General features: G+C 46.6%; 23 protein-coding genes. 22 read left to right on the forward strand and 1 reads right to left on the reverse strand.

The annotated features are described in order from the left end of the window. Positions 1-5: 5 nt before the first annotated feature. The 20 genes from yfmH to AC50YO_RS00705 all read left to right on the forward strand — a co-directional run bounded on the left by yfmH (position 6) and on the right by AC50YO_RS00705 (position 20089). Positions 6-1289 (forward strand): EF-P 5-aminopentanol modification-associated protein YfmH, encoded by a 1284-nt coding sequence (gene yfmH / locus AC50YO_RS00610; RefSeq protein ID WP_494842025.1) that lies wholly within the window; start codon positions 6-8, stop codon positions 1287-1289. A gap of 18 nt (positions 1290-1307) precedes the next feature. Further along, positions 1308-2036: an elongation factor P 5-aminopentanone reductase gene (gene ymfI / locus AC50YO_RS00615; RefSeq protein ID WP_494843181.1), complete on the forward strand. Its 729-nt coding sequence runs from the start codon at positions 1308-1310 to the stop codon at positions 2034-2036. 100 nt (positions 2037-2136) lie between these two features. After that, positions 2137-2388 (forward strand): DUF3243 domain-containing protein, encoded by a 252-nt coding sequence (locus AC50YO_RS00620; RefSeq protein ID WP_494842028.1) that lies wholly within the window; start codon positions 2137-2139, stop codon positions 2386-2388. Between the two features lie 168 nt (positions 2389-2556). Next, entirely contained in the window at positions 2557-3324 is a 768-nt protein-coding gene (locus AC50YO_RS00625) for a DUF3388 domain-containing protein (RefSeq protein ID WP_494842031.1), read from the forward strand. 18 nt (positions 3325-3342) lie between these two features. After that, complete coding sequence (locus AC50YO_RS00630; protein WP_494842033.1) at positions 3343-4242, forward strand: helix-turn-helix domain-containing protein; 900 nt, start codon at positions 3343-3345, stop codon at positions 4240-4242. 35 nt (positions 4243-4277) lie between these two features. Then, complete coding sequence (locus AC50YO_RS00635) at positions 4278-4769, forward strand: YajQ family cyclic di-GMP-binding protein (protein ID WP_494842035.1); 492 nt, start codon at positions 4278-4280, stop codon at positions 4767-4769. 201 nt (positions 4770-4970) lie between these two features. Next, a complete protein-coding gene (gene pgsA / locus AC50YO_RS00640; RefSeq protein WP_494842037.1) occupies positions 4971-5546 on the forward strand; it encodes a CDP-diacylglycerol--glycerol-3-phosphate 3-phosphatidyltransferase in 576 nt (191 codons plus the stop codon). Between the two features lie 85 nt (positions 5547-5631). Continuing rightward, positions 5632-6894, forward strand: a complete 1263-nt coding sequence (locus tag AC50YO_RS00645) for a competence/damage-inducible protein A (RefSeq protein WP_494842039.1) — start codon at positions 5632-5634, stop codon at positions 6892-6894. 230 nt (positions 6895-7124) lie between these two features. Continuing rightward, entirely contained in the window at positions 7125-8180 is a 1056-nt protein-coding gene (gene recA / locus AC50YO_RS00650) for a recombinase RecA (RefSeq protein ID WP_494842041.1), read from the forward strand. Positions 8181-8268: 88 nt separating this feature from the next. Further along, positions 8269-8946 carry a regulatory protein RecX gene (locus tag AC50YO_RS00655; RefSeq protein WP_494842043.1) on the forward strand — a complete coding sequence of 226 codons (678 nt, stop codon included), beginning with the start codon at positions 8269-8271 and terminating at the stop codon, positions 8944-8946. Between the two features lie 187 nt (positions 8947-9133). Continuing rightward, a complete protein-coding gene (rny, locus tag AC50YO_RS00660; RefSeq protein WP_494842045.1) occupies positions 9134-10675 on the forward strand; it encodes a ribonuclease Y in 1542 nt (513 codons plus the stop codon). A gap of 91 nt (positions 10676-10766) precedes the next feature. Then, entirely contained in the window at positions 10767-11564 is a 798-nt protein-coding gene (locus AC50YO_RS00665) for a TIGR00282 family metallophosphoesterase (RefSeq protein ID WP_494843183.1), read from the forward strand. Between the two features lie 154 nt (positions 11565-11718). Then, positions 11719-11979, forward strand: coding sequence for a stage V sporulation protein S (locus tag AC50YO_RS00670; protein ID WP_028558349.1), 261 nt, complete (start codon positions 11719-11721; stop codon positions 11977-11979). A gap of 112 nt (positions 11980-12091) precedes the next feature. Further along, positions 12092-13039 (forward strand): dipeptidase, encoded by a 948-nt coding sequence (locus tag AC50YO_RS00675; protein WP_494842048.1) that lies wholly within the window; start codon positions 12092-12094, stop codon positions 13037-13039. A gap of 173 nt (positions 13040-13212) precedes the next feature. After that, positions 13213-14982 (forward strand): 2-oxoacid:acceptor oxidoreductase subunit alpha, encoded by a 1770-nt coding sequence (locus AC50YO_RS00680; protein ID WP_494842050.1) that lies wholly within the window; start codon positions 13213-13215, stop codon positions 14980-14982. A gap of 1 nt (position 14983) precedes the next feature. Then, positions 14984-15850 carry a 2-oxoacid:ferredoxin oxidoreductase subunit beta gene (locus AC50YO_RS00685; RefSeq protein ID WP_494842052.1) on the forward strand — a complete coding sequence of 289 codons (867 nt, stop codon included), beginning with the start codon at positions 14984-14986 and terminating at the stop codon, positions 15848-15850. A 95-nt stretch (positions 15851-15945) separates the two neighbouring features. Beyond that, the gene (locus AC50YO_RS00690; protein WP_494843185.1) at positions 15946-16518 is read left to right on the forward strand and encodes a phosphate propanoyltransferase; all 573 of its coding nucleotides are present in this window, start codon (positions 15946-15948) and stop codon (positions 16516-16518) included. Between the two features lie 209 nt (positions 16519-16727). After that, complete coding sequence (gene miaB, locus AC50YO_RS00695) at positions 16728-18323, forward strand: tRNA (N6-isopentenyl adenosine(37)-C2)-methylthiotransferase MiaB (RefSeq protein ID WP_494842054.1); 1596 nt, start codon at positions 16728-16730, stop codon at positions 18321-18323. Between the two features lie 24 nt (positions 18324-18347). After that, positions 18348-18839: a YlbF/YmcA family competence regulator gene (locus AC50YO_RS00700; RefSeq protein ID WP_494842056.1), complete on the forward strand. Its 492-nt coding sequence runs from the start codon at positions 18348-18350 to the stop codon at positions 18837-18839. An 86-nt stretch (positions 18840-18925) separates the two neighbouring features. Beyond that, on the forward strand, positions 18926-20089 hold the full coding sequence (locus AC50YO_RS00705) for an iron-containing alcohol dehydrogenase (protein ID WP_494843187.1): 1164 nt from the start codon (positions 18926-18928) through the stop codon (positions 20087-20089). A gap of 205 nt (positions 20090-20294) precedes the next feature. Here the strand turns inward: AC50YO_RS00705 and AC50YO_RS00710 are convergent, their stop codons facing one another. Next, positions 20295-20912, reverse strand: a complete 618-nt coding sequence (locus tag AC50YO_RS00710) for a biotin transporter BioY (RefSeq protein WP_494842058.1) — start codon at positions 20910-20912, stop codon at positions 20295-20297. 136 nt (positions 20913-21048) lie between these two features. Between AC50YO_RS00710 and AC50YO_RS00715 the strand changes: the two genes are divergently transcribed. Then, positions 21049-21894: an energy-coupling factor ABC transporter ATP-binding protein gene (locus AC50YO_RS00715; protein ID WP_494842060.1), complete on the forward strand. Its 846-nt coding sequence runs from the start codon at positions 21049-21051 to the stop codon at positions 21892-21894. Then, complete coding sequence (locus AC50YO_RS00720) at positions 21891-23639, forward strand: ATP-binding cassette domain-containing protein (protein ID WP_494842062.1); 1749 nt, start codon at positions 21891-21893, stop codon at positions 23637-23639. The genes AC50YO_RS00715 and AC50YO_RS00720 overlap by 4 nt, the downstream gene beginning before the upstream one ends. Positions 23640-23668 lie beyond the last annotated feature (29 nt).

Consider the following 23668-nt stretch of genomic DNA (forward strand, 5'->3'; position numbering starts at 1 on the left):
CGAGAATGGAGACACTCAACTATAGCAGCGTCCAAGAAACGCTGTATCGTGAAATATTGGATAATGGTCTGGAAGTGATTGTTTTGCCCAAGGAAGGCTTCCAGAAAACCTATGCGACATTCGCTACGAAATATGGTTCGGTTGATAATCGGTTTGCAGTAGGCAATTCTGAGATCATTCAAGTTCCGGATGGTATTGCTCACTTTCTGGAGCATAAGATGTTCGAGGAGCCTACTGGCGATATATTTGCTACATTTGCTTCGCAAGGAGCATCAGCTAATGCATTCACCAGTTTTGATAGAACGGTCTACTTGTTCTCAGCAACGGAACAAATTGAGGCCAATCTGGAGACTTTAATTGATTTTGTCCAGAATCCTTATTTTACGGATACGAACGTAAATAAGGAAAAGGGCATCATTGAACAAGAAATTAATATGTATAAGGATAATGCGGATTGGCGTGTCTATTTCGGCCTGATTGATGCGATGTATCATAATCACCCTGTTCACATTGATATTGCAGGGACGGTTGAGTCCATTTATCAGATTGACAAGGAAACGTTGTACCGTTGCTATGAAACCTTTTACCATCCATCCAATATGTTATTGTTCGTTGTTGGAGGGGTGAAGGCAGAAGAGGTATTTGAATTGGTACGCAAAAATCAGGAGCGCAAAACATTCGAGCCGCAAGGCATTATCCAGCGATTTTTTGAAGAAGAGCCTGCTAGCGTCAAAATTCCACGTAAAGTAACAAAGCTGCCCGTGTCTCTTCCAAAGATTATGTTAGGCTTCAAGGAGAAGCAGGTAGGCTTGGTCGAGAAAGCATTGCTGAAGCAGGAAGTAACGACAAGACTGATGCTCGATTCTTTATTTGGTGCAAGCTCGACGCTTTATCAGCAGCTATATGAGCAAAATTTAATCTCCGATTCCTTTGGAACCGAATATAATTCTAGTACGGACTATGCGTTTTCGGTTATTGGCGGAGATAGTCCTGATCCGGATGAGCTGCTTAGTCAAGTTAAGGCAGCGATAAAGGAAGCGCTGAATACCGGTATTGCACCGGAGGTTTTTGAGCGTTCCAAACGAAAAAAAATCGGCAGCTATCTTCGCATGCTTAATTCCCCCGAAGCTATTGCCAGTGAGTTTACGAGTTACCGTTTCCGTGATAGCGATATGTTCGATGTATTGCCTATGTACGAAAGCAGCACATTAGAAGAAGTGAATGAACGGCTGAGGGAGCACTTTGATTTTGAGCAGCTCGCCATTTCAATCGTTGAACAAGAAAGCTAAGTGACTAATCTCGAGCCAATGACGGTGTTGATTACTGGGGGAAGCCGCGGTATAGGGGCTGCAATTGCGCAGCGCTTTGCCGCGGAAGGTGTCAATATTGTTCTTCATTATTTGAATTCTCATGAAGCGGCTAATGAGACCGCTCGCGCGTGTATGCGGCTTGGCGCTAATGTCATGACGATCTCTGCAGATTTACGCTCCAAAGAGCAGCTTTATCGCATGCGAGAAAAGCTGGAGGCTCACCAGATGTTTCCGAATGTGCTCGTTAATAATGGAGGAATTTCCCACTATGGGATGCTGATGGACGTGACAGAGCAGGAATGGGATGATGTGATGGCAGTAAACTTGAAGGGCATGTTTCTTTGCAGCCAATTGTTTATGCCGCACATGATTGCCAATCGCTACGGTCGCATTATTAACGTATCCTCAGTATGGGGAATGTCTGGCGCTTCATGTGAAGTGCTTTATTCAACAACCAAGGGCGGCATGAACGCTTTTACGAAAGCATTGGCCAAGGAGCTTGCACCGTCAGGTGTGACTGTGAATGCAGTCGCGCCCGGAGCGGTGGATACAGTGATGATGAGTTCCTTCAATGCAGAAGAAAAGGCCGCTTTAGAGCAAGAGATTCCAATTGGGCGATTTGCTCAGCCGGATGAGATTGCTTCGCTGGTTTATTTTTTGTCTCTGCCTGAATCTTCTTACATAACGGGGCAGATTATTAGCCCTAACGGAGGCTGGCATACGTAACCGCTCGAATTGGACAAGCCGGGTCTGTATAAAAAATAGCTTGTCGAAGCAGAATAATGACTGTTGATTATTCTTCACACAATCTAGGAGGCGAAGAGACATGTCAACCGTCCTTTCTAATTTCGACACATGGAAGCAATTTTTAAAAGATCGGGTAGAGCATGCCAAAGAGTCGGGTATGTCAGAAGAAACAATTGCGAATCTCGCGTATGAAATCGGATCTTTTCTGGATGAGAAAGTTGATCCAAAAAATGAAGAGCAGCGCGTGTTGAAGCAGTTGTGGGATGTTGGCGACGAATCCGAGAAGAAGACAGTTGCTGGATTAATGGTCAAGCTTGTGGAGCATTCGTAAGCAGCAATTGAACATTGCAGAAAAGCCTCCCGTTCGGAGGCTTTTCTGCAATGTTTTCATACAAACTTGCAGGATTGTGACGAAAATTGTAGAATTAGCTTTTATAGATTATCTCTTGTATCTTGGGAATTTATCGTAGACATCAATCGGCTTGGGATGGTGAAGTACATGGAATCGAAGCAATACTACATGGAATACAAGATACATAAAAACCGACCGGGTCTGCTTGGGGATATTGCCTCATTGCTCGGTATGCTAGAAGTCAATATTATGACGATCAACGGTGTAGAAGACCGTACGCGAGGTATGCTGCTCCAAACCGATGACGAAGAAAAGATCGTCCTGCTCGGCAAGATGCTGCAAAAGGTTGATAATATTACCGTAAATAAACTTCGTACTCCAACGATTGTAGATATATTGGCTGTCCGGCATGGACGGTATATTGAACGGGATTCGGATGATCGCAAAACCTTCCGGTTCACCAGAGATGAGCTGGGCATACTGGTTGATTTTCTAGGTGAAGTGTTTAAGCGGGAAGGAAATCAGGTAATAGGTTTACGTGGTATGCCTCGTGTGGGCAAGACGGAGTCCATAATTGCAGGAAGTGTCTGTTCGAACAAGCGATGGACATTTGTATCCTCAACCTTGCTTCGCCAAACCGTAAGAAGCCAGCTGTCTGAGGATGAAATAAGCGATAATCATATTTATATCATTGATGGGATTGTTAGTACGATCCGTTCCAATGAGAAGCATTATGCTCTTTTGCAAGATATAATGGCAATGCCTTCAACTAAAGTGATTGAGCATCCGGATATCTTTATTAAGGAGTCCCAATACGATTACAGCCATTTTGACATTATTATTGAACTGCGCAATACCCCAGATGAAGAAATTTCGTATGAGACCTTTACCACAAGCTATACGGACGATTTCTAATAGAGAGGAGACGGACACATGTCTGACTTGGGAGCTTTGCTTCAGAAAGCAAGAGAAGAACGTGGGTTAAGCCTTGATGATGTTCAAGATGTAACCAAAATTCGCAAACGCTATTTGCAAGCCATTGAAAGCGGCGACCATAGCATACTGCCAGGCAGCTTTTACTTAAGAGCATTTGTTAAAAATTATTGTGAAGCCGTTGGACTAGATCCAGACGAAGTTTTGCGGTTGTATCAGCATGAAATTCCGTCATCGGTTACGGATCAAATTGTTGAGCCCGTCGCGACGAGAGCTCCACGACGTGTCCAGTCACAATCCTCTGAACGATTCAGTAAGTTAGGCTTTACAATTATGATGTGGTCCTTTCTTATTCTGATTGTTGTGGTTGTATGGATGTATGTCGTCAGCCAAAAAGACGATGGCGGAAAAACAATCGATCAAGGCAATATTACGGATAAGGCATCGCCTGCGCCAAGCCCTACCAATAGCCCAGCTACTAGTGGAGGAACTGTATCGCCAACTCCGACTCCTTCGAAGGAGCCTGTAGGAGCGACTACGGTTACATTTGTCTCTAAAGAGGGCAAGGTGGATCATTACGATGTTGGTCCAGCAGGAGCTGCACATAAGCTGGAGATCAAAATTACAGGCGGCCCGAGTTGGACGGAAGTTCGAGAAGGCGGCAGGAATGGTAAAGCGCTAATCTCGGAGAACGTTCCGGATGGATCAACATTGAGCTATGATTTGACTGGGCCTTTGTATGTCAATATGGGACGTGCGGATTTAACCGTTGTTTCGGTTGATGGTATTGTTGTGGAGGACGGTGATCGTCCAAGCACTAAAAAGATCGTATTGAATCCCGCTGCTGGCGATGCCTCGACACCGCCTTCAGAGACACCGACAGGCACGGTAGAAGATTAGCAAGAATTGATAATCGTTGAAGAGGAGAAGTTGACATGAGTTCTGAAAGTTCATTTGATATCGTATCCAAGGTTGATATGCAGGAGCTTACCAACGCCATTAACCAAGCGGAGAGAGAGATTGAGACTCGCTTCGACTTTAAAGGCAGCAAGAGCAGCATTGCCCTTGAAAAAGAAGAGCTCGTCATTATTTCAGATGATGAGTTCAAGCTTAATAGCGTAATTGACATTTTGCAGTCGAAGATGATGAAGCGCGGAGTGCCCATCAAAAACTTGGACTATGGAAAAATTGAATCTGCTTCGGTCCATACGGTTCGGCAGCGTATTAAGCTTAGACAAGGAATCGATCAAGAGCATTCCAAAAAGATCAATATTTTGATTCGCGATTCCAAGCTAAAGGTCAAAAGCTTAATTCAAGGAGATCAGATTCGTGTAACAGGCAAAAGCCGTGATGATTTGCAAGCGGTTATGGCTTTGCTGCGTGGAGCGGATTTGAAAGTTGAGCTGCAATTCACGAACTATAGGTAGTTTATACTACAATTTTAAGCTGCTCCTCGTGCGCTCGAGGAGGGCTTCTGTCTTTTGACACGATAAATAGCATGTATTATACTAGATTAGATAAAGTTTCAGGGATGATCTGGGGGAAACACAGATGACAGAACAGTTGCAATACAGGCTCGTAGAAGTTCAGCTCAACTTACATATGGTTTCGTCGGAGGGGGTCTTCAGATGAACCTGGCAAACAAAATTACGCTGGTCCGAATTCTTTTAGTGCCTATTATTATGGTTTTTTTGCTTGTTAATTTGAATGTGGCGCCGCTTGTATTCGGTGACTACTCGATTACCTATAACCAGATTATAGCGGCATTAATCTTTATTGTTGCGGCCAGTACAGATGGACTCGATGGCTATATTGCCCGGAAGAACAAGATCGTTACGAACCTCGGGAAGCTGCTTGATCCGCTTGCTGACAAGCTTCTAGTGGCAGCTGTACTCATCTCTCTCGTTCAAATGGACAAGCTTGCAGCTTGGATGGCTATCGTCATCATTAGCCGTGAGTTCGCGGTTACAGGCTTGCGTCAGATTGCCCTACTTGAAGGAAGCGTTATGGCAGCAAGCAAATGGGGCAAATGGAAGACTGCTATTCAGATTACCATGATTATCTCACTTTTACTGAACAATTTCCCGTTTTCCTTTATCGACTTTCCGTTTGACATCATTACCAGTTGGGCGGCTGTTGTCATTACCCTTTACTCGGGTATAGATTACTTCTTGAAAAACAAACATTTAATTCCTGTTCAATAAGCAAGAGAAATATAGGGCATCTTTCCATTCATATGGGAGGGTGCTTTTATTTACCGTGCAATATCTATCTAGAGGAGGACGAACAATGAAAGCAGAGATTATCGCGGTTGGTACAGAATTATTACTGGGTCAAATTGTGAATACGAATGCCCAATATTTATCGCAGGAGCTTGCTTCGATCGGCATAGATGTGTATTACCAGACGGTTGTGGGAGACAATCCGGAGCGCATTCGACAAGCTATTGAAATTGCCCGCAGCCGCGCGGATTTACTGGTCTTCACAGGGGGACTTGGACCGACACAGGATGATTTGACCAAAGATGTCTTAGGCGCTTACTTGAAGCGCAGCTTGTCCATTCATGGTCCTTCTATGAAGCAAATCGAAGACATGTTCAGCTCGCGAGGCGTACATATGGTCGAGAGTAATAAGAGACAGGCTACTATGCTGGAAGGGAGCACTCCGTTAGATAATAAGGCTGGCCTTGCCGTAGGTAATGCGCTGACGGTGGATGGGACGCACTATGTACTGCTCCCAGGACCGCCTCGTGAAATGAAGCCGATGATGGAGGGGCCGGGGAAAGAATGGATTCGGTCTATACTGGGCGGGGAACAGCCGCTCTATTCAAAGCTGCTCAAGTTTGCAGGAATTGGCGAGTCGAATCTGGAAGACAAGCTGATTGATTTAATTGAAGGGCAGACAGATCCTACGCTAGCTCCTTATGCCAAGGAAGGTGAGGTCGCTATTCGGGTATCTACCAAAGCACAGTCCGAGGCAGAGGCCCAGCAGAAAATCGATCTGACAGTGAAGGAAATTAAACAGCGCTTGGGCGAGCATCTGTACGCGCAGGAGGATATCCCGTTAGAGGCAGCGGTTATCGCTAGTCTGCGCTCTACAAGACGCAAGCTGGCGAGTGCGGAGAGCTGCAGCGGAGGCTTGTTAGCCGAGCTTATTACGAGCATACCTGGGAGCAGCGGGGAATACACCGGCGGCGTTGTTACTTATACTAACGAGATGAAGCATAAGCTGCTTGGCATTCCTATGGCACAGCTGCAAGGGGAAGGCGCTCCAGGAGCGATAAGCGAATCGACTGCAGCTCTGATGGCCGAAAGAATTATGGAGCTCTCGGATGCTGACTTTGGCGTTTCCTTAACGGGAGTAGCTGGGCCAGCAGAGGCCGAGGGCAAGCCGGTAGGCCTTGTCTATTATGCAATTGCCCAAAAGGGAAAAGCTACGGCCGTACACACTGCCAAGCTTAGAGGAAGCAGAGCGATGATCCGCCAATATGCGGTCAAAGCTGCATTGTATAAATTGTGGCGAGCTCTGCATGCCGATTCGGACAGTAACTAAATGTAATATTCTAGTTATTAATGGGTTGTCAATTTTTTTGGCGAGGTTTATAATAGACCTATTGACGGAAGAACCGTGGCGAAGATTACTTTGCTGCGGTTTTTTGTTGTCTAAATGAAGGAAGGGATGATAAGGAAAGAAAAAAACCGAATGTATGTTCGAAAAAAGACTTGGCAAGGGAACAGAAAAGAGGTATCATTAATATATAAATAACGAAGGATGTGAGTTAGTTGTCGGATCGTCGCGCTGCTTTAGAGATGGCTTTACGTCAAATCGAGAAACAATTTGGAAAAGGCTCCATCATGAAATTAGGAGAATCGACTCACATGCAAGTAGAAACCGTGCCTAGCGGTTCGCTTGCTTTAGATATTGCATTAGGTATAGGCGGATTGCCAAGAGGTCGTGTTATTGAGGTGTACGGACCAGAATCCTCTGGTAAAACAACAGTAGCTCTGCATGCCATTGCAGAAGTACAACGTGCAGGCGGACAAGCTGCTTTTATTGATGCAGAGCATGCTCTAGATCCGTTATATGCTAGTAAGCTAGGTGTTAATATTGATGAATTGCTTTTGTCTCAGCCTGACACAGGTGAGCAAGCTCTTGAGATCGCCGAGGCTCTTGTGCGCAGCGGTGCTGTTGATATCGTCGTTATCGACTCTGTTGCAGCACTCGTTCCTAAAGCCGAGATTGAGGGCGACATGGGTGATTCCCATGTCGGTTTGCAAGCGCGCCTGATGTCCCAAGCGCTGCGGAAGCTATCTGGTGCAATTAGCAAGTCCAAGACCATTGCAATCTTCATTAACCAATTGCGCGAGAAGGTCGGCGTTATGTTTGGTAACCCTGAGACGACTCCGGGTGGTCGTGCCCTGAAGTTCTACTCCAGCGTACGACTTGAAGTACGTCGTATTGAAACGATTAAGCAAGGCAATGACATGGTTGGTAACCGTACTCGTATCAAAGTTGTGAAGAACAAAGTAGCTCCACCGTTCAAGCAAGCAGAGATCGATATTATGTATGGTGAAGGCATTTCCAGAGAAGGCAGCCTTGTTGATATCGGTACGGAATTGGATATCGTGCAGAAGAGCGGCGCTTGGTTCTCTTATAATGGTGAGCGTCTAGGTCAAGGGCGTGAGAATGCCAAGCAATTTTTGAAAGACCATAAGGATATTGCTGCTGTCATCGAGAAACAAATTCGTGAAGCAAGCAATTTATCCGCATCGGCACAACCGATTGAGTCCTTATCACAGGATGACGATGATGATTTTGATGAATCAGAACTTGATTAATCGTATAAGCTAGGAAGCAGACGCCGTCCCCATGGGACGGCTTGCTGTTTTTTGCAGAACGGCCGCATAATTAGAATGGAGCGGAGCTATGACCATTGAGATAAAAGCGATAGAACGGGACCGCAAGGACCGTCATCGCTATGTGATATATGGCGAGGGAGAAGAGCCCCTATTGTCCGTCCATGAGGATCTGTTGATCAGCCATCGCTTATTGAAGGGGCAGACATTTACAGAGGATCAGCTGGAGAAGATAAGGAATGAGGATCAGCGTTACCGGGCCTATGCGCTGGCAGTTGGCTATTTGGGACTGAAAGCGAGAACGAAGAAACAAATCGAGCAATTTTTGACTCGCAAGGAGCTTGAGCCGGAACACATTGCTTATGCACTGGAACGTTTAGAAACGGAACAGATTGTGGATGATGATGAATATGCCCAGCAATTTACTAAGCAGCGCATTCGCTCTGGCCTAAAAGGGCGTAGGTGGATTAAGCAAGAGCTTCAGCAAAGAGGCGTGTCGTCTCAGGCAGCGGCTAAGGCGCTGGGAGATATTGATCGTGAGGATGAATTAGCGGCTGCTGTCCTTGCTGCTGGCAAGAAATGGCGTTCTCTTAAGGGAGAGCAGGTCGATAGAAGGCGGAAGCTTATTGGTTTTCTCATGCGACGCGGTTTTCCTGGCGATGTCATTCAGGAAGCGGTTAAAGCGACGATTGAAGATGCGAAATTGGATGAATTGGAAGATGATAATGGGCTTTTGCTTGACAATTGATTTTACCAAAAGATAAAATGAATTTGTATTCCTTCTATATCAAATCAATTTTCCTTCCAAAAGTTGATTTGAAACGATTATTTTCGTCAAATAGTTAGAAGATCATTCGGTATTAAAAACCGGCTAAAAAAAACCTAATATCATCCCAAGCGTTTGCCTTGGTGAATGCAACGAGGAGGTGAACAAGATGAACATTGTTTGGGTTGTGTTGATCTGTCTCGTTGTTGGCGTTATTTTCTTTGGGATTGGTTATTTTACACGAAAGTCGATTGCGGAAGCCAAAATTTCTAGTGCTGAGCAAGCTGCTATCCAAATCGTAGAAAATGCGAAGAAGGAAGCAGAAGCCCAGAAGAAAGAAACCGTGCTTGAGGCAAAAGATGAAGTCCACAAACTCCGTACGGAAGCTGAAAAAGAAATTCGAGAGCGACGTAATGAGGTTCAGCGTCAAGAACGACGTTTGGTCCAAAAAGAGGAGTCGCTGGATAAAAAGTTAGAGGCGCTAGAACGCAAAGAAGAAGTAGTGGCCAACAAAGAGAAACGGATCGATGATACACAAGAGCAGATCGATTCCATTTATAAGCAGCAGCTTAGCGAACTTGAGCGTATTTCCAGCTTGACAACGGAAGATGCGAAATCGATTATTTTGTCCAACGTGGAACAGGAAGTTCGCCACGAGACAGCACAAATGATCAAGGAAATCGAGCAACAAGCGAAAGAAGAAGCAGACAAGAAGGCGCGTGACATTATATCGCTTGCCATCCAGCGTTGTGCGGCTGACCATGTAGCCGAGACGACTGTATCGGTCGTATCGCTGCCTAATGAAGAAATGAAAGGCCGCATTATCGGACGTGAAGGACGCAATATCCGCGCATTGGAAACATTGACCGGTATCGATCTCATTATCGACGATACACCGGAAGCGGTCATTCTGTCCGGCTTTGACCCGATTAGACGCGAAATTGCCCGTACATCTCTTGAGAAGCTTGTCGCTGACGGTCGGATTCATCCTGCTCGTATTGAAGAAATGGTTGAGAAATCTCGTAAAGAAGTCGATGAGCGTATCCGTGAATACGGGGAGCAAGCTACTTTCGAGGTTGGCGTTCATGGCTTGCATCCGGACTTGATCAAGATACTGGGAAGGCTCAAATACCGGACAAGTTATGGTCAGAACGTGCTGAAGCACTCGATGGAGGTTGCTTACTTGACCGGTTTGATGGCAGCAGAGCTTGGCGAAGATATTACGCTAGCTAAGCGTGCAGGATTGCTGCATGACATCGGTAAAGCACTTGACCACGAAGTCGAAGGCTCACATGTCGAGATTGGCGTTGAATTGGCTAAAAAGTACAAGGAGCATCCTGTTGTCATCAATAGTATTGCTTCCCATCATGGCGATGTAGAAGCGACTTCCGTTATTGCAATGCTTGTCGGCGCAGCAGATGCATTATCAGCTGCTCGTCCAGGCGCTCGCCGCGAAACACTCGAAACCTATATCAAACGTCTGGAGAAATTGGAAGATATTTCGGAGTCGTTTGAAGGTGTTGAGAAATCGTACGCGATACAAGCGGGTCGTGAGGTTCGTGTCATGGTACAGCCAGAGAAAATCGATGATACGGAAGCGTTCAGACTTGCTCGAGACATTACGAAGAAGATCGAGAGTGAACTTGATTATCCGGGACATATTAAAGTTACGGTTATTCGTGAGACGAGAGCAGTTGAATACGCGAAGTAATAAAGATAATCAAATAGGCAACGTTGAAAAGTGGCTGCTCGTCAGCCACTTTTCCCGTCTGCAAGGGTATAAGGAAGAGGAGAATCAAGACATGAACGTTCTATTTATCGGTGACATTGTAGGAAGCGTAGGACGCAATGCGGTAAAACGTGTACTGCCTGCATTAAAAAGCAAATACAACCCGCACATCATTATCGCTAATGGCGAGAATGCTGCGGCAGGTCGAGGAATAACGTCAACCATTGCGAAGGAATTTTTCGAATGGGGCATTCATGGGATTACAATGGGCAATCATACTTGGGACAATAAGGATATATTTGAATGGATAGATGAGGAACCGAGAATCGTTAGGCCTGCCAATTATGTTGAAGGCACCCCAGGTCAAGGCATGGCGATAATCAAAGCAAACGGGAAGCAGCTGGCAATTATTAATCTACAGGGCAGAACCTTCTTGCCTCCGATTGATTGCCCATTCCGCAAGGCTGATGAACTGATTGAGCAGGCAAGCCAGCAGACAAATCATATTTTGGTTGATTTTCATGCCGAGGCTACATCAGAAAAAATCGCTATGGGCTGGCATCTTGCAGGAAGAGCCTCTATCGTAGTGGGCACGCATACGCATGTTCAGACGAATGATGATACGATTCTGCCTGGAGGAACAGCCTACTTGACAGATGTAGGCATGTCGGGTCCGAAGGATGGCGTTCTAGGTATGGATCGCGAAGCCGTACTGCATAAGTTCATTACGCAGCTGCCAACAAGATTCGTTGTCGATGAAGGAGCTTGGCATTTGCATGCGGTATCGGTACATATCGACGATGCGACAGGTGAAGCAACTAAAATTCAAAAAATCCGGCTGACAGAAGATGAGTGGCTGCTCATGCAATAAGCGGGCAGAATAGGAATGCTCTATTTCTCATCTTTGAATCTCCGAAACTTTTAGACAATTCAGAACAATCACGCAATAAAAGCAGGAATTATTTGGCCTCTCTCGAATACTATTTAATAGTGGAATCCATCATTCCCGAGGGAGGTACTTTTTTATGGATGTATTAAAAGTTTCAGCAAAGTCTAACCCAAATTCCGTTGCAGGTGCACTGGCTGGCGTTCTTCGTGAACGCGGCGCAGCTGAGCTGCAAGCCATCGGGGCAGGTGCACTGAACCAAGCGATAAAAGCAGTAGCGATTGCTCGAGGGTTCGTTGCTCCAAGCGGGGTGGATTTGATCTGTGTGCCGGCATTTACCGATATCGTTATTGACGGAGAAGACCGTACAGCCATAAAATTGATTGTTGAGCCAAGATAGCCCTCCCTCTACAGGAGCTCAGGGTTAAACTGGTTCGCTCGAGCCTGTTTACAAAGTAGACAGGTTTTTTGCTTTGTTGAGGGGTTATGTACATAGTGAGGTGACGATTCAGGTGAGACAACAGTTAACTGATTTTCATTGTGATGCCTTATGCAAATTGCTCATGAATCCAAAGTGGTCATTCACTGGCAGCGAGGTAGAAGGGCTTGATGTAAGCTACGAGCGCTTGAAGCAAGCGGGTACTCAACTGCAGGTTTTTGCAATTTATATACCAGAGACATTAAGCGGCAGAATAGAACCTATTCTGGAAAGTATAGATCGGTTCCACCAGCATGTGCTTGCCTGTCCTGATATGAGGTTCATTCAGACGAAGAAGGATTTGTCCACAAGCTTGGCTCATGGGAAGATCGGAGCTATGCTATCGCTTGAAGGGGTAGATGGATTGCAAGGCAATCTGTCGCTTCTACGCGTCCTGTATCGGCTTGGTCTTCGTGCTGTAGGCCCAACATGGAATAATGCGAACTGGGCCGCAGACGGCGCTATGGAGCTTCGTGGAGGCGGTCTCACGGCTAAAGGAAGAGATTTGGTACGGGAATGCGATCGCTTGGGTATTATAGTAGACGTATCTCATTTGTCAGAGCAAGCATTCTGGGATACAGCGGATTTAGCTGCCAAAACGATCATAGCTTCTCATTCTAATGCTAAGGCGATTATGAATCATCCCCGTAATTTAACGGATGAGCAAATAAAAGCGATTATTGCTCTGCAAGGGCTGATCGGGATCACTTTCGTACCGTGGTTCGTAGCGGGCGGGGAGCGAGTAACGATTGATGACGTATTGCGGCATGTAGAGCATATTTGCGAGCTGGGAGGCCAAGAGCATATTATGTTCGGCTCCGACTTTGACGGCATTGATCAATATGTACAAAATTTGTCGCATCCCGGAGAGTTGCATTTGCTGCAAGAGTCGCTTCTGAAGCGTTATTCTGCGGAGCACACTGAACGATTTCTTACTGGCAATGCGCTCGCTTTTCTAGCGAAGCATTTGCCAGATGAATAAGGCTCGATCTTTTATGCTTTATATAAGCGTTTACATCTTGCAATTTAGCTAATGCGGCTTTACACTTGGTTTGATTATTACTAATATTATAAAATAGAGGTTTGGATATTGAGCTTAGCGTATCATAAACATTTTTATACAGCTTAAGCCATCAAAAAGAGGAGATGGGCCTTTTGATTAGTCAATTGTCTTGGAAGATTGGGGGACAACAAGGGGAGGGCGTTGAAAGTACGGACCGGATTTTTTCCACTGCGCTCAACCGATTAGGATATTATTTATATGGGTATCGTCATTTCTCATCCCGTATTAAGGGTGGACATACGAATAATAAAATTAGGATCAGCACACAGCCGATCCGCGCGATTTCTGATGATTTGGACATCCTGGTTGCCTTTGATCAGGAGAGCATAGATTTGAATGCACATGAGCTGCGTCCAGCAGGCGTAATCGTTGCTGATGCGAAGTTTAATCCGACCATCCCAGATGGAATAGATGCAAGACTATTCGCAGTGCCTATTACAGCTATGGCGGAAGAGCTTGGAACTTCTTTGATGAAGAACATGGTGGCATCAGGTGCATCATGGGCCTTGCTCGGCTTGCCGCTGGAAGTGTTCAATAAAGCAGTAGAAGAAGAATTTGGCCGCAAAGGTGCTGCTATCGTTGAGAAAAATATCGAAGCAGTTAAACGCGGCGCTGATTTCGTACTGGCACAAGCGGGTGGACCGCTTGATGACTTTAAGCTGGATGCAGCAGATGGCGAGCAAAAGCTGTTCATGATCGGCAATGAAGCAATTGGCCTTGGCTGCGTTGCGGCAGGCTGCCGATTAATGTCTGCTTATCCGATTACCCCGGCATCTGAGATTATGGAGTATCTGATTAAGAAGCTCCCGAAATTCGGCGGTACAGTTGTGCAGACCGAGGATGAGATCGCAGCTGTAACGATGGCTATTGGAGCCAACTACGCAGGGGTACGTACGATGACTGCATCCGCAGGTCCTGGTCTTGCCCTGATGATGGAAGCAATTGGTCTGGCAGGCATGACCGAAACACCGCTCGTTATCGTAAATACACAGCGCGGGGGGCCATCAACAGGATTGCCGACGAAGCAAGAACAGTCTGACTTGAACGCGATGGTATACGGCACGCATGGTGAAATTCCCAAGATTGTTATCGCACCGGCATCAATTGAAGATTGCTTCTACGACATGATCGAAGCGTTCAACTTGGCCGAGCAGTATCAAGTGCCTGTTATCGTTATGACAGACTTGCAGCTGTCGCTTGGTAAACAATCCTGTGAGCCATTCGATTATAGCAAAATTACGATTAATCGCGGAAAGCTTGTGAATGAGGGACCTGAGCTTGAACAGCATCAATTGTTCAAGCGCTATGAGCTGACGGAGGATGGCATATCACCACGCATCTTGCCTGGTTCTAAGAATGGTATCCATCATGTAACCGGCGTTGAGCATGACGAGGGAGGACGTCCTTCCGAGAATGCAGTCAATCGTGAGAACATGATGAACAAGCGCCTTAACAAGCTGAATAATTTGCAAGTGCGGGACGGATTGCGGGTGGATGCTCCACATACAGCTCCGGATCTGCTCGTTATTGGCATGGGTTCTACTGGAGGTACAATTGATCAGGCTAGACAATGGCTGGATAAGGATGGCTTCAAGACGAATCATATTACGATTCGCCAAATTCATCCATTCCCATCCGAGCAGCTTCGCCCTTATTTGGAAGCGGCCAAAACAATTGTCGTTCTGGAGAATAACGCTACTGGACAGCTTGCGGGTCAAATTAAAATGAACGTAGGCTTTGCGGACAAAATCCGTAACCTATTGAAATATGATGGAAATCCATTCTTGCCTTCTGAAGTGTATGAAGCTTGCAAAGCAGAGCTTAAGAAGCCGGAATTCGCTGGCGCAAAGGAGTTGAGCTAAGATGGCAACATTCAAAGAATTTCGCAATAATGTAAAACCGAACTGGTGCCCGGGCTGTGGAGACTTCTCCATTCAAGCGGCCATTCAACGCGCTTCAGCAAATGTTGGTTTGGAGCCAGAAGAACTAGCTGTCATTTCGGGGATTGGCTGTTCAGGCCGGATCTCCGGTTATATTAATGCATATGGTCTTCATGGCATTCATGGTCGCGCTCTGCCAATTGCACAAGGGGTAAAGCTTGCTAACCGTGAGCTGACGGTTATCGCTTCTGGTGGGGACGGCGATGGCTTCGCTATAGGCATGGGACATACTGTTCATGCGATTCGCCGTAACTTGAACATTACGTATATCGTTATGGATAATCAAATTTATGGTTTGACGAAGGGCCAGACATCTCCGCGAAGCGCGGAAGGCTTCAAGACCAAATCAACGCCGGAAGGCTCGATTGAATCAACGCTTTCGCCGCTGGAGATTGCTTTGTCTGCTGGTGCAACATTCGTAGCGCAATCGTTCTCCAGCGATTTGAAGCAGCTGACCAGCTTGATCGAAGCGGGCATCAAGCATGAGGGCTTCTCCTTGATTAACGTATTCAGTCCTTGTGTAACCTTCAATAAAATTAATACGTATGATTGGTTCAAAGAGAATATCGTTAACCTGGAGCAATTCCCTGATTATGATCCTTCGAACCGCGTCTTAGCGATGAATAAGATAATGGAAACCAATGGTATGGTAACTGGACTAATCTATCAGAATAAAGAACGTAAATCCTATGAAGATCTCGTTACTGGCTTTGGCTCGGAAGCATTGGCGAAGCAAGATTTGACCCTGTCTACAGAAGATTTCGATAAGCTTGTAGCGGAATTCAAGTAAATGGTATGATGAGCATACAGTCTAGGTGCTGTATGCTCTTTTTTATATTAGAATGCCAAATGAACAATCCCATACGGAGAGGAAGTTGTGCAATGATGCAAAAAGTAGTGCCGGTAGGCGTCTCGGCCAGACATATTCATTTATCAGCCGAGCATGTTGCCATCTTATTCGGAGAAGGATACGAACTAACGGAGCTTAAGCCGTTATCACAGCCAGACCAATATGCGGCTAATGAAACCGTTGAGGTCATTGGACCGAAGGGTTCTTTTTCTAAAGTTAGAATATTAGGTCCCGTTAGGAAGCAGACCCAGATCGAAGTATCGCGTACCGATTCTTTCGCAATCGGCGTGACAGCTCCAGTACGGGAATCCGGTAATATTGCTGGTTCCGCTGGGGTCACATTGAGAGGGCCAGCAGGAGAAGTAACGATTGATGAAGGCTTGATCATAGCTGCGCGCCATATCCATTTCCATACAAGCGATGCAGAGCGTTGGGGAATTGCTGACAAGCAATTGCTGAAGGTTCGCTTTAGAGGGGACCGGGGCGTTGTATTTGAGCAAGTCATTGCACGCGTATCGCCAGAATTTGCTCTGGATATGCATATTGATACGGATGAAGCAAATGCGGCTGGAATTAGAAATGGCGATCAAGCGGAGATTATCGAATAGCTGCTTTTATAGGGAAATAGCGAATGGCTAGATCGCCTATTCTCATTAGCAAGCCGCCCAGTCTGAACTGGGCGGCTTATTTGATGCAGGATGAGACAGGAGCGCCTATATAGATTCAAGGTTGTTCTTATGCTATAATTTCATAATTGATGTTCAATAAAACTGCAAGAGGGTTTGCGGGCATATGGATATGAGGATGTGAAGCAAGCATGACGAAAGAGAACCGTATGACAACGGATTCTAATCCTATCAAGACGGATAAGGACTATTCGAAATACTTTGATTTTTCCGATGCCAAACTAGTAAGTGAAGAGGATGGCAAAACCACTTATCGCATTAAAGGACGCAATATTCAAATCAATGCCGCTCCTAATCATAAGAATGAGAAGCAGCGCGGCAAGGAAGATATCGAAGTGCATTACGATTTTTCCATTCCAGAGGAGTTCCAACTGCTCGGAAAAGGGAAGTTTTATCTGATACAAACCTACGGCTGCCAGATGAATGAACATGATACAGAAGTGATGAAGGGCATGTTCGAGCAAATGGGCTATACAGCAACGGAGGACAGGAAGCAAGCGGATGTTGTTTTGCTTAACACTTGTGCAATTCGAGAGAATGCAGAGGATAAAGTGTTCGGAGAGCTGGGGCATCTGAAAGTATTGAAGCAGCAAAAGCCGGACCTGATCCTTGGTGTCTGCGGATGTATGTCACAAGAGGAATCCGTTGTTGGCCGTATATTGCAGAAGCATGCTTTCGTTGATGTCATTTTCGGTACACATAATATACATAGACTTCCGCATCTGCTCCAAGACGCTTATTTCAGCAAGGAAATGGTTGTAGAGGTATGGTCCAAAGAGGGCGATATCATCGAGAATATGCCGAAGAAGCGGGAAGGCATGCGCGCTTGGGTGAACATTATGTATGGATGCGACAAGTTCTGTACGTACTGCATCGTACCTTATACGAGAGGCAAGGAGCGCAGCCGCAGACCAGAGGATGTTATTAACGAGGTTCGCGAGCTGGCGCGTCAAGGCTTCAAGGAGATCACGCTGCTTGGTCAGAACGTGAACGCTTACGGTAAAGATTTCGAGGATATACAATATCGATTTGGTGATTTGATGCAGGATATGTCGAAGATCGATATTCCTCGGGTTCGCTTTACGACAAGCCACCCTCGTGATTTTGATGATCATTTGATTGAGGTGATCGCTCAAGGCGGCAATTTGGTCGAGCATATTCATTTGCCGGTTCAGTCCGGCAGTACCGAGATCTTGAAGCGCATGAGCCGCAAGTATTCAAGAGAGATGTATTTAGAGCTTGTACGTAAAATAAAAGCAGCTATTCCCAATGCTATGCTGACATCGGATATCATTGTTGGGTTCCCGGGAGAGACCGATGAGCAGTTCGAGGATACGATGTCCCTTGTGCGTGAAGTTGGCTTTGATTCAGCTTATACGTTCCTCTATTCGCCTCGTGAAGGCACGCCTGCAGCGGTTATGGAAGATAACGTGCCTCTTGAAGTGAAGAAAGAACGTCTTCAAAGGCTTAACAGCCTAATGGCGGAGATGAGCCGTGAGAGCCATGAGCGGATGAAGGGCACTGTAATTGAAGTGCTTATCGAGGGTGAAAGCAAGAACAATCCGGACGTATTGGCAGGACGCACACGTACGAATAAGCTGGTCCATATCGAGGGTCCCAAAGAATGGATCGGACAATTCATAGAAGGTCGTGTAACGGAAGCCAAAACATGGTATATTAAAGCAGAGGCACTGGTGCCTAATACCAGCCAAGAAGCCGTATCCTAAAGCTAATAATGGGAGAGATGATAGATGTCAGAACACCAGACTGCAGTAAATCAAGAAGGATGCCATGATCATGACCATAATCATGAAGGTGGTTGCAGCGTTCCGAAATTCAATACCCGAGACTTGCTCGTAAGAGAAGACATTATGAATAAGGCTCAGGAGCTTGCTGGTCTGATTTTTACGTCCGAGGAAGTGCAGCACTATCGCCGGGCTGAACAGCAAATCAATGGCAATACCCGTATCCAAGGGCTGATTGCACAAATTAAGAAAAAACAAAAAGAGCTTGTCGCATTCGAGACTACGTTCAAGAACGAGCAAATGGTTAAAAAAATCGAAGGTGAAATGGAAGTCTTGCAGGATGAGCTGGACGGCATCCCGATTGTTACGGAATTCCAACAAAGCCAGACCGATATCAATTACTTGCTCCAATTGGTTATCTCCGTTATTCGCGATTCGGTATCGGAGAAGATTAATGTTGAAGCCGCTTCGGTAGAAGCACCTGAAGAATGTGATTAATAGTTTTTCACAGCATGAGGCGCCTGTCATAAATGATGACGAGCGCCTTTGCTTATTATAAGGAAGAGAAAGGGGATTACCATCTAATGATTCCATTCGCGTATTATAATCCAACACGTCTGTATTTCGGTGAAGGCCAATTAAAGCAGCTTCCAGCGGAAGCCAAGAAGTATGGCAAGCGTGTACTGCTTGTCTATGGGGGTGGAAGCATTAAGAGAAATGGCCTGTATGAGCAGGTTCTTGCCAAACTGGAAGAGGCAGATTGTGTCGTTACGGAGCTTAGCGGGGTAGAGCCTAATCCAAGGTTGTCGACTGTTCACCGTGGTGCTGCTCTATGCCGAAGTGAGTCTATTGATTGGGTGCTTGCAGTGGGCGGCGGCAGTACGATTGATTGCAGTAAGGCGATTGTTATTGCAGCTCAGTACGATGGCGATTTCTGGGATATCGTAAGCCGTAAGGCAGTACCAAGCGGGGCATTGCCGCTCGGGACCGTATTAACGCTGGCAGCAACAGGTTCAGAAATGAACTCAGGCTCAGTCATTACCAATGAGAATACGTTGGAGAAGCATGGCTGGGGCAGCGTGCATGCTTTTCCGGCTTTCTCTATTCTGGATCCTGCCTTCACGGTCAGTGCTCCGAAGGATCATACCGTATATGGCATAGTGGATATGATGGCGCATGTATTCGAGCAATATTTTCATCATGATGCGGCGACGCCTGTTCAAGATGGGTTCAGTGAAACGATTATGCGTACCATTATTCAGACAGCTCCTCTGCTTCTGGAAGATCTGACCAGTTTAGAGCATAGGGCAACGATATTGTATTGCGGAACGATGGCGCTCAATGGAACCTTATCAATGGGTGTGAGAGGCGACTGGGCTAATCATGACATGGAGCATGCTGTATCAGCGGTCTATGATATTCCGCATGGCGGGGGACTGGCGATTCTATTCCCGACTTGGATGAACTATGTGCTGGAAGATAACGTGGCGCGGTTCCGTCAATTTGCTGTTCGCGTATTTGATGTGGCGGAGGACGGTCGCAGTGATATCGAAATTGCTCATGAAGGCATCGCTAAGCTGCGTGCATTCTGGAACTCGCTAGGTGCACCTGCGCGATTGGCGGACTACGGCATTGATGACAGCAGGCTGGAAGAGATGGCAGAGAAGGTAACTGGCGAAGGAACGAGAGGTCACTTCCGTAAGCTTACGAAGGAAGATGTGCTTATCATTTATCAGCTGTCGCTATAAAACGCATGTGTTTGAAGATCTAGTGAGAAGCTTGCTAGGATACTGGTGGATAGAGGAACGTGGTTCCGGTATTTTCTCAGGATGCAGAGTAGAGGCAGATATAGCGGAACACGTTTCCTTTATCCCTTATTCCCTTAGTTTGAACGTGGCTAGCAAATCAAAAAAACAGCAAGCCTGAGCTGCTCAGGCTTGCTGTTTTTTGATTTTAAAGAGTAGCCTTTATATCCGACTTGCTTACTCTAGGGGAGATTGACGATTGGATGCGCAGGATGTAAGGTTTGAGAGAGAGCGTAATGATAACGGCAATAAGGGATTTAATCACATCGCCAATTAAGAATGGATAACAGCCGGCTGCTAAGGCTTTTGGCAAGCTTAGGTTGTACACATGGCCTAACCAAGGCACGCCTGCTACATAAGCCAATAATGAGCCGAATAACTCAAAGGCGATAAATAAGGCAACAAAGGTTGCAATCCGATTGCGCTTCAGCAACTCGTTAGAGAGAATAGCTCTAGTTGCAAAGCCGATCAGCATCGCACAAAAAGGGAAAACGAATATGAAACCGGCCGTAGGGCCTGTTAATACGGCAAATCCGCCCTGCCCGCCATAAAGCGGTAATCCGGTTGCAGCTAATACGATGACTACTGCAATAGATAGAAAGCCATTTCGCGGGCCTAAGAAGATGCCAGAGAGTGCGACCGCTAACGTCTGTAATGTAATCGGCACAGGCAGCCCAATTTTTAGTTGAATAGCACTCATGACAATGAATAAAGCGGCGAATAAAGCGATGAATACAATACTGCGAACATTGTTGCTGCTTTGCATTAAGAACTCGTCTCCTTCAGTTACTTTTGGTTTGGATATTGTATTTTGATTGTTAACCATATATATTTGTTATTGAGTTAACAGTTTGGATTTTAGCACAGGATGAAGCTCAGGGGAAGAGGTCAGGTGAATTTTTTTGGGAAATATTTTTTTCGACTTACAGCAAGTATCTGTGAAATCACAAACTTACGAGGATAGCGCGAAGCAAGTTGAATTGCTGAGAGAAATTGATCTTCGGATTAGTGAAGGTGAATGGATTACATTGATAGGGCGCAATGGCAGCGGCAAGAGTACATTAGCTAAGCTGCTCGCAGGATATAAAGTTGGTGTAATAACAGGAATCATACATAGAAAAACAGGTGTAACAGAAGCAAGCCATGAAATACCGGTGGTGCTGCAGCAGCCTGAGGCTTCCATGGTGGGATCATCAGCGTGGGAGGATATCATCCTTATGCTAGAGCAGCATGGGACGGAGGGCAGCTTGATTCCTTCTTTAGCTGAGAAGGCATTGGAGAAGACAGGTATGCTGGAAAGAGCTCATCAGCAGGTCATTCATTTGTCAGGAGGCCAGAAACAGCTTACGGCTATTGCAGGATGCCTGGCTGTAAAAAGCAGGCTGCTGCTGCTGGATGAGCCTACTGCTATGCTTGACCCTGAAGCTTCTTCTCGTATAGAAGCATTGGTAAGGGAGCTTCATCGTGAAGGCATTACTGTCATTTGGATTACACAGAAGCTAGAGGAGCTTAGGGCAAATGATCGTGTGGTTGCTTTGGAGAACGGTGCTATCGTATTTGATGGAGGAGCAGAGTTGTTCTACACTCGCAGCACATCAGGTAAAACGGGATCAAGTGTATGCGAGCAATTGTTTTTCGAGGCTCCCTATGTCGTCCAAACTGCTTGGGAGCTTGAGCGTCTAGGATGGAAGTTTGATCAGCTGCCTCTAACACCTGAGAGACTTGCAGAGGCGGTGCAGGAAGCATGAACGATAGTTGGAAGCTGAGAAGTGTATTCGTTCAAGCGCCGAACGACCTGACTAAGCTATTGCTAGATAATGTTGATATAACCTTTTCTTCAGAAAAAATAACGCTTTTGATCGGCAGCAATGGCGCAGGAAAGTCAACGCTGCTAGAGACGATGGCTGGTCTGCGATCACTATCTGCAGGTGAGCTTCAATTAGGCGATCGGCCATTGTGGCAGAGCAATGGAAGAAGAAAAAGAGTGAATAAAAGTGTGCTTATGGATGTTGGGATTGCGCTGCAGCAGTCGGAATCCCAATGGTTCGCAAATACGGTGCGCCAAGAATTTTATTATTCCCTTAAACCATATAAGGTGGTGAATCCGGAGCGGGACTTTGGAATCGAGCAAGCCATGACGTCGGTAGGCTTGGCATTAGAGCTACTTGATCATGATCCATGGACATTGAGCGGAGGGCAGCAGCGGCGGCTATCGCTAGCCTGCTTGCTGGCTTGCGAGCCGCAATGGCTGCTGCTGGATGAGCCGACGGCGGGGCTTGACGCCGACGGTACCCGCCGCTTATGCGCGCTGCTTGCAGCGCATAGGGCAGCGGGGCGCGGAGCGGTCGTTGCAACGCACGACCTCGACGCACTGCTGCCGCTCGCGGACGAGGTCGTCGTGCTGGCCGACGGCTCTATCCGCGAAGCGGCAGCAGCATCCTCATGGGCGCTTGCACATGCCCATGAGGATGCTGCGCCGCAGGCACAGCGCGCGATAGCTGCGCTGCGTGGAGCGGGCTGTCCGCTGCCGCAGGCAGGCAGCGGAGATACCGTATGGCTATCGCCGCAGGAGCTTGCTGCCGCGATAGCCAGGAGACAGCATTCCGCGCACCTCGGCGGCGCAGAATCAATCCCTGCAATTGCTTCTCCGTCTGTCATAGAGCAGAAGGAGTATAATAGCGAGCAAGCGGCGACTAAATGCTCACCGTTGCCATCCATGCTGCAGGCTGAACAACAAGCCAGAGCTTCAATAGCAGCTCAACAAGCTGCTTCCCGCTTTGATCCACGTGCCCTTATTGCGTCTTATCTGCTGCTTGCTTCTGTTATCATTATGCAGAATAGTTGGTTAGGCGTCGGTATTGCTTCTATTCTACTAGCCGTCTTACTGATTCCTGTCAGAGTTCATATTGCACGTTGGAGGAAAGGAATACAGCTCTATCTCTTCATGATTATAATTATTACTTTTATAGCAGGGCTGCAGCTTCAGCCTCTCGCATTTCATTGGAATGAGGGACTCCAAGCAACACTTCGGCTAAGCAAGCTGCTGCTAGTCATGCTGCTTGGCATGCCTTTGCTTGGGCTGGTTACGCCGCTGCGTGTGCAACGGGGGCTGGAGCAAACGTTCGGATGGATGAAGCCATTTAAGGTGCCCGTGTCTTCTTTTGCCCTGACGGTTACCCTCATTTTTCGTTTTATTCCGTTGCTGGCTGGAGAATGGGAGCGTTTCGCCAAAATCGCGCATGCCAGAGGAAAAACGGTGTCTTTATCCGGCTCACTTCCATTCTCTATGATTTTGTCGGTCGTTATCCCCTATGTTCGATCTATGCTGCGGATGGCAGAACAAATGGCGGATGCGCTTGAAGCAAGAGGAATCGGGCTCTCGAATGTACAGCCAACGAGAGGCTATGCCCTTCGCTTCAGGAAGCAGGATTTGGTTTTGATTAGCATAATTGCAGCTGCAGCCATCATATTGTATATGGTCAGGCTATGGTAGTTATTTTCTGAAACTTGCAGGAGTGTAGT

The sequence above is a fragment of the Paenibacillus sp. J22P59 genome (genome assembly GCF_059383895.1).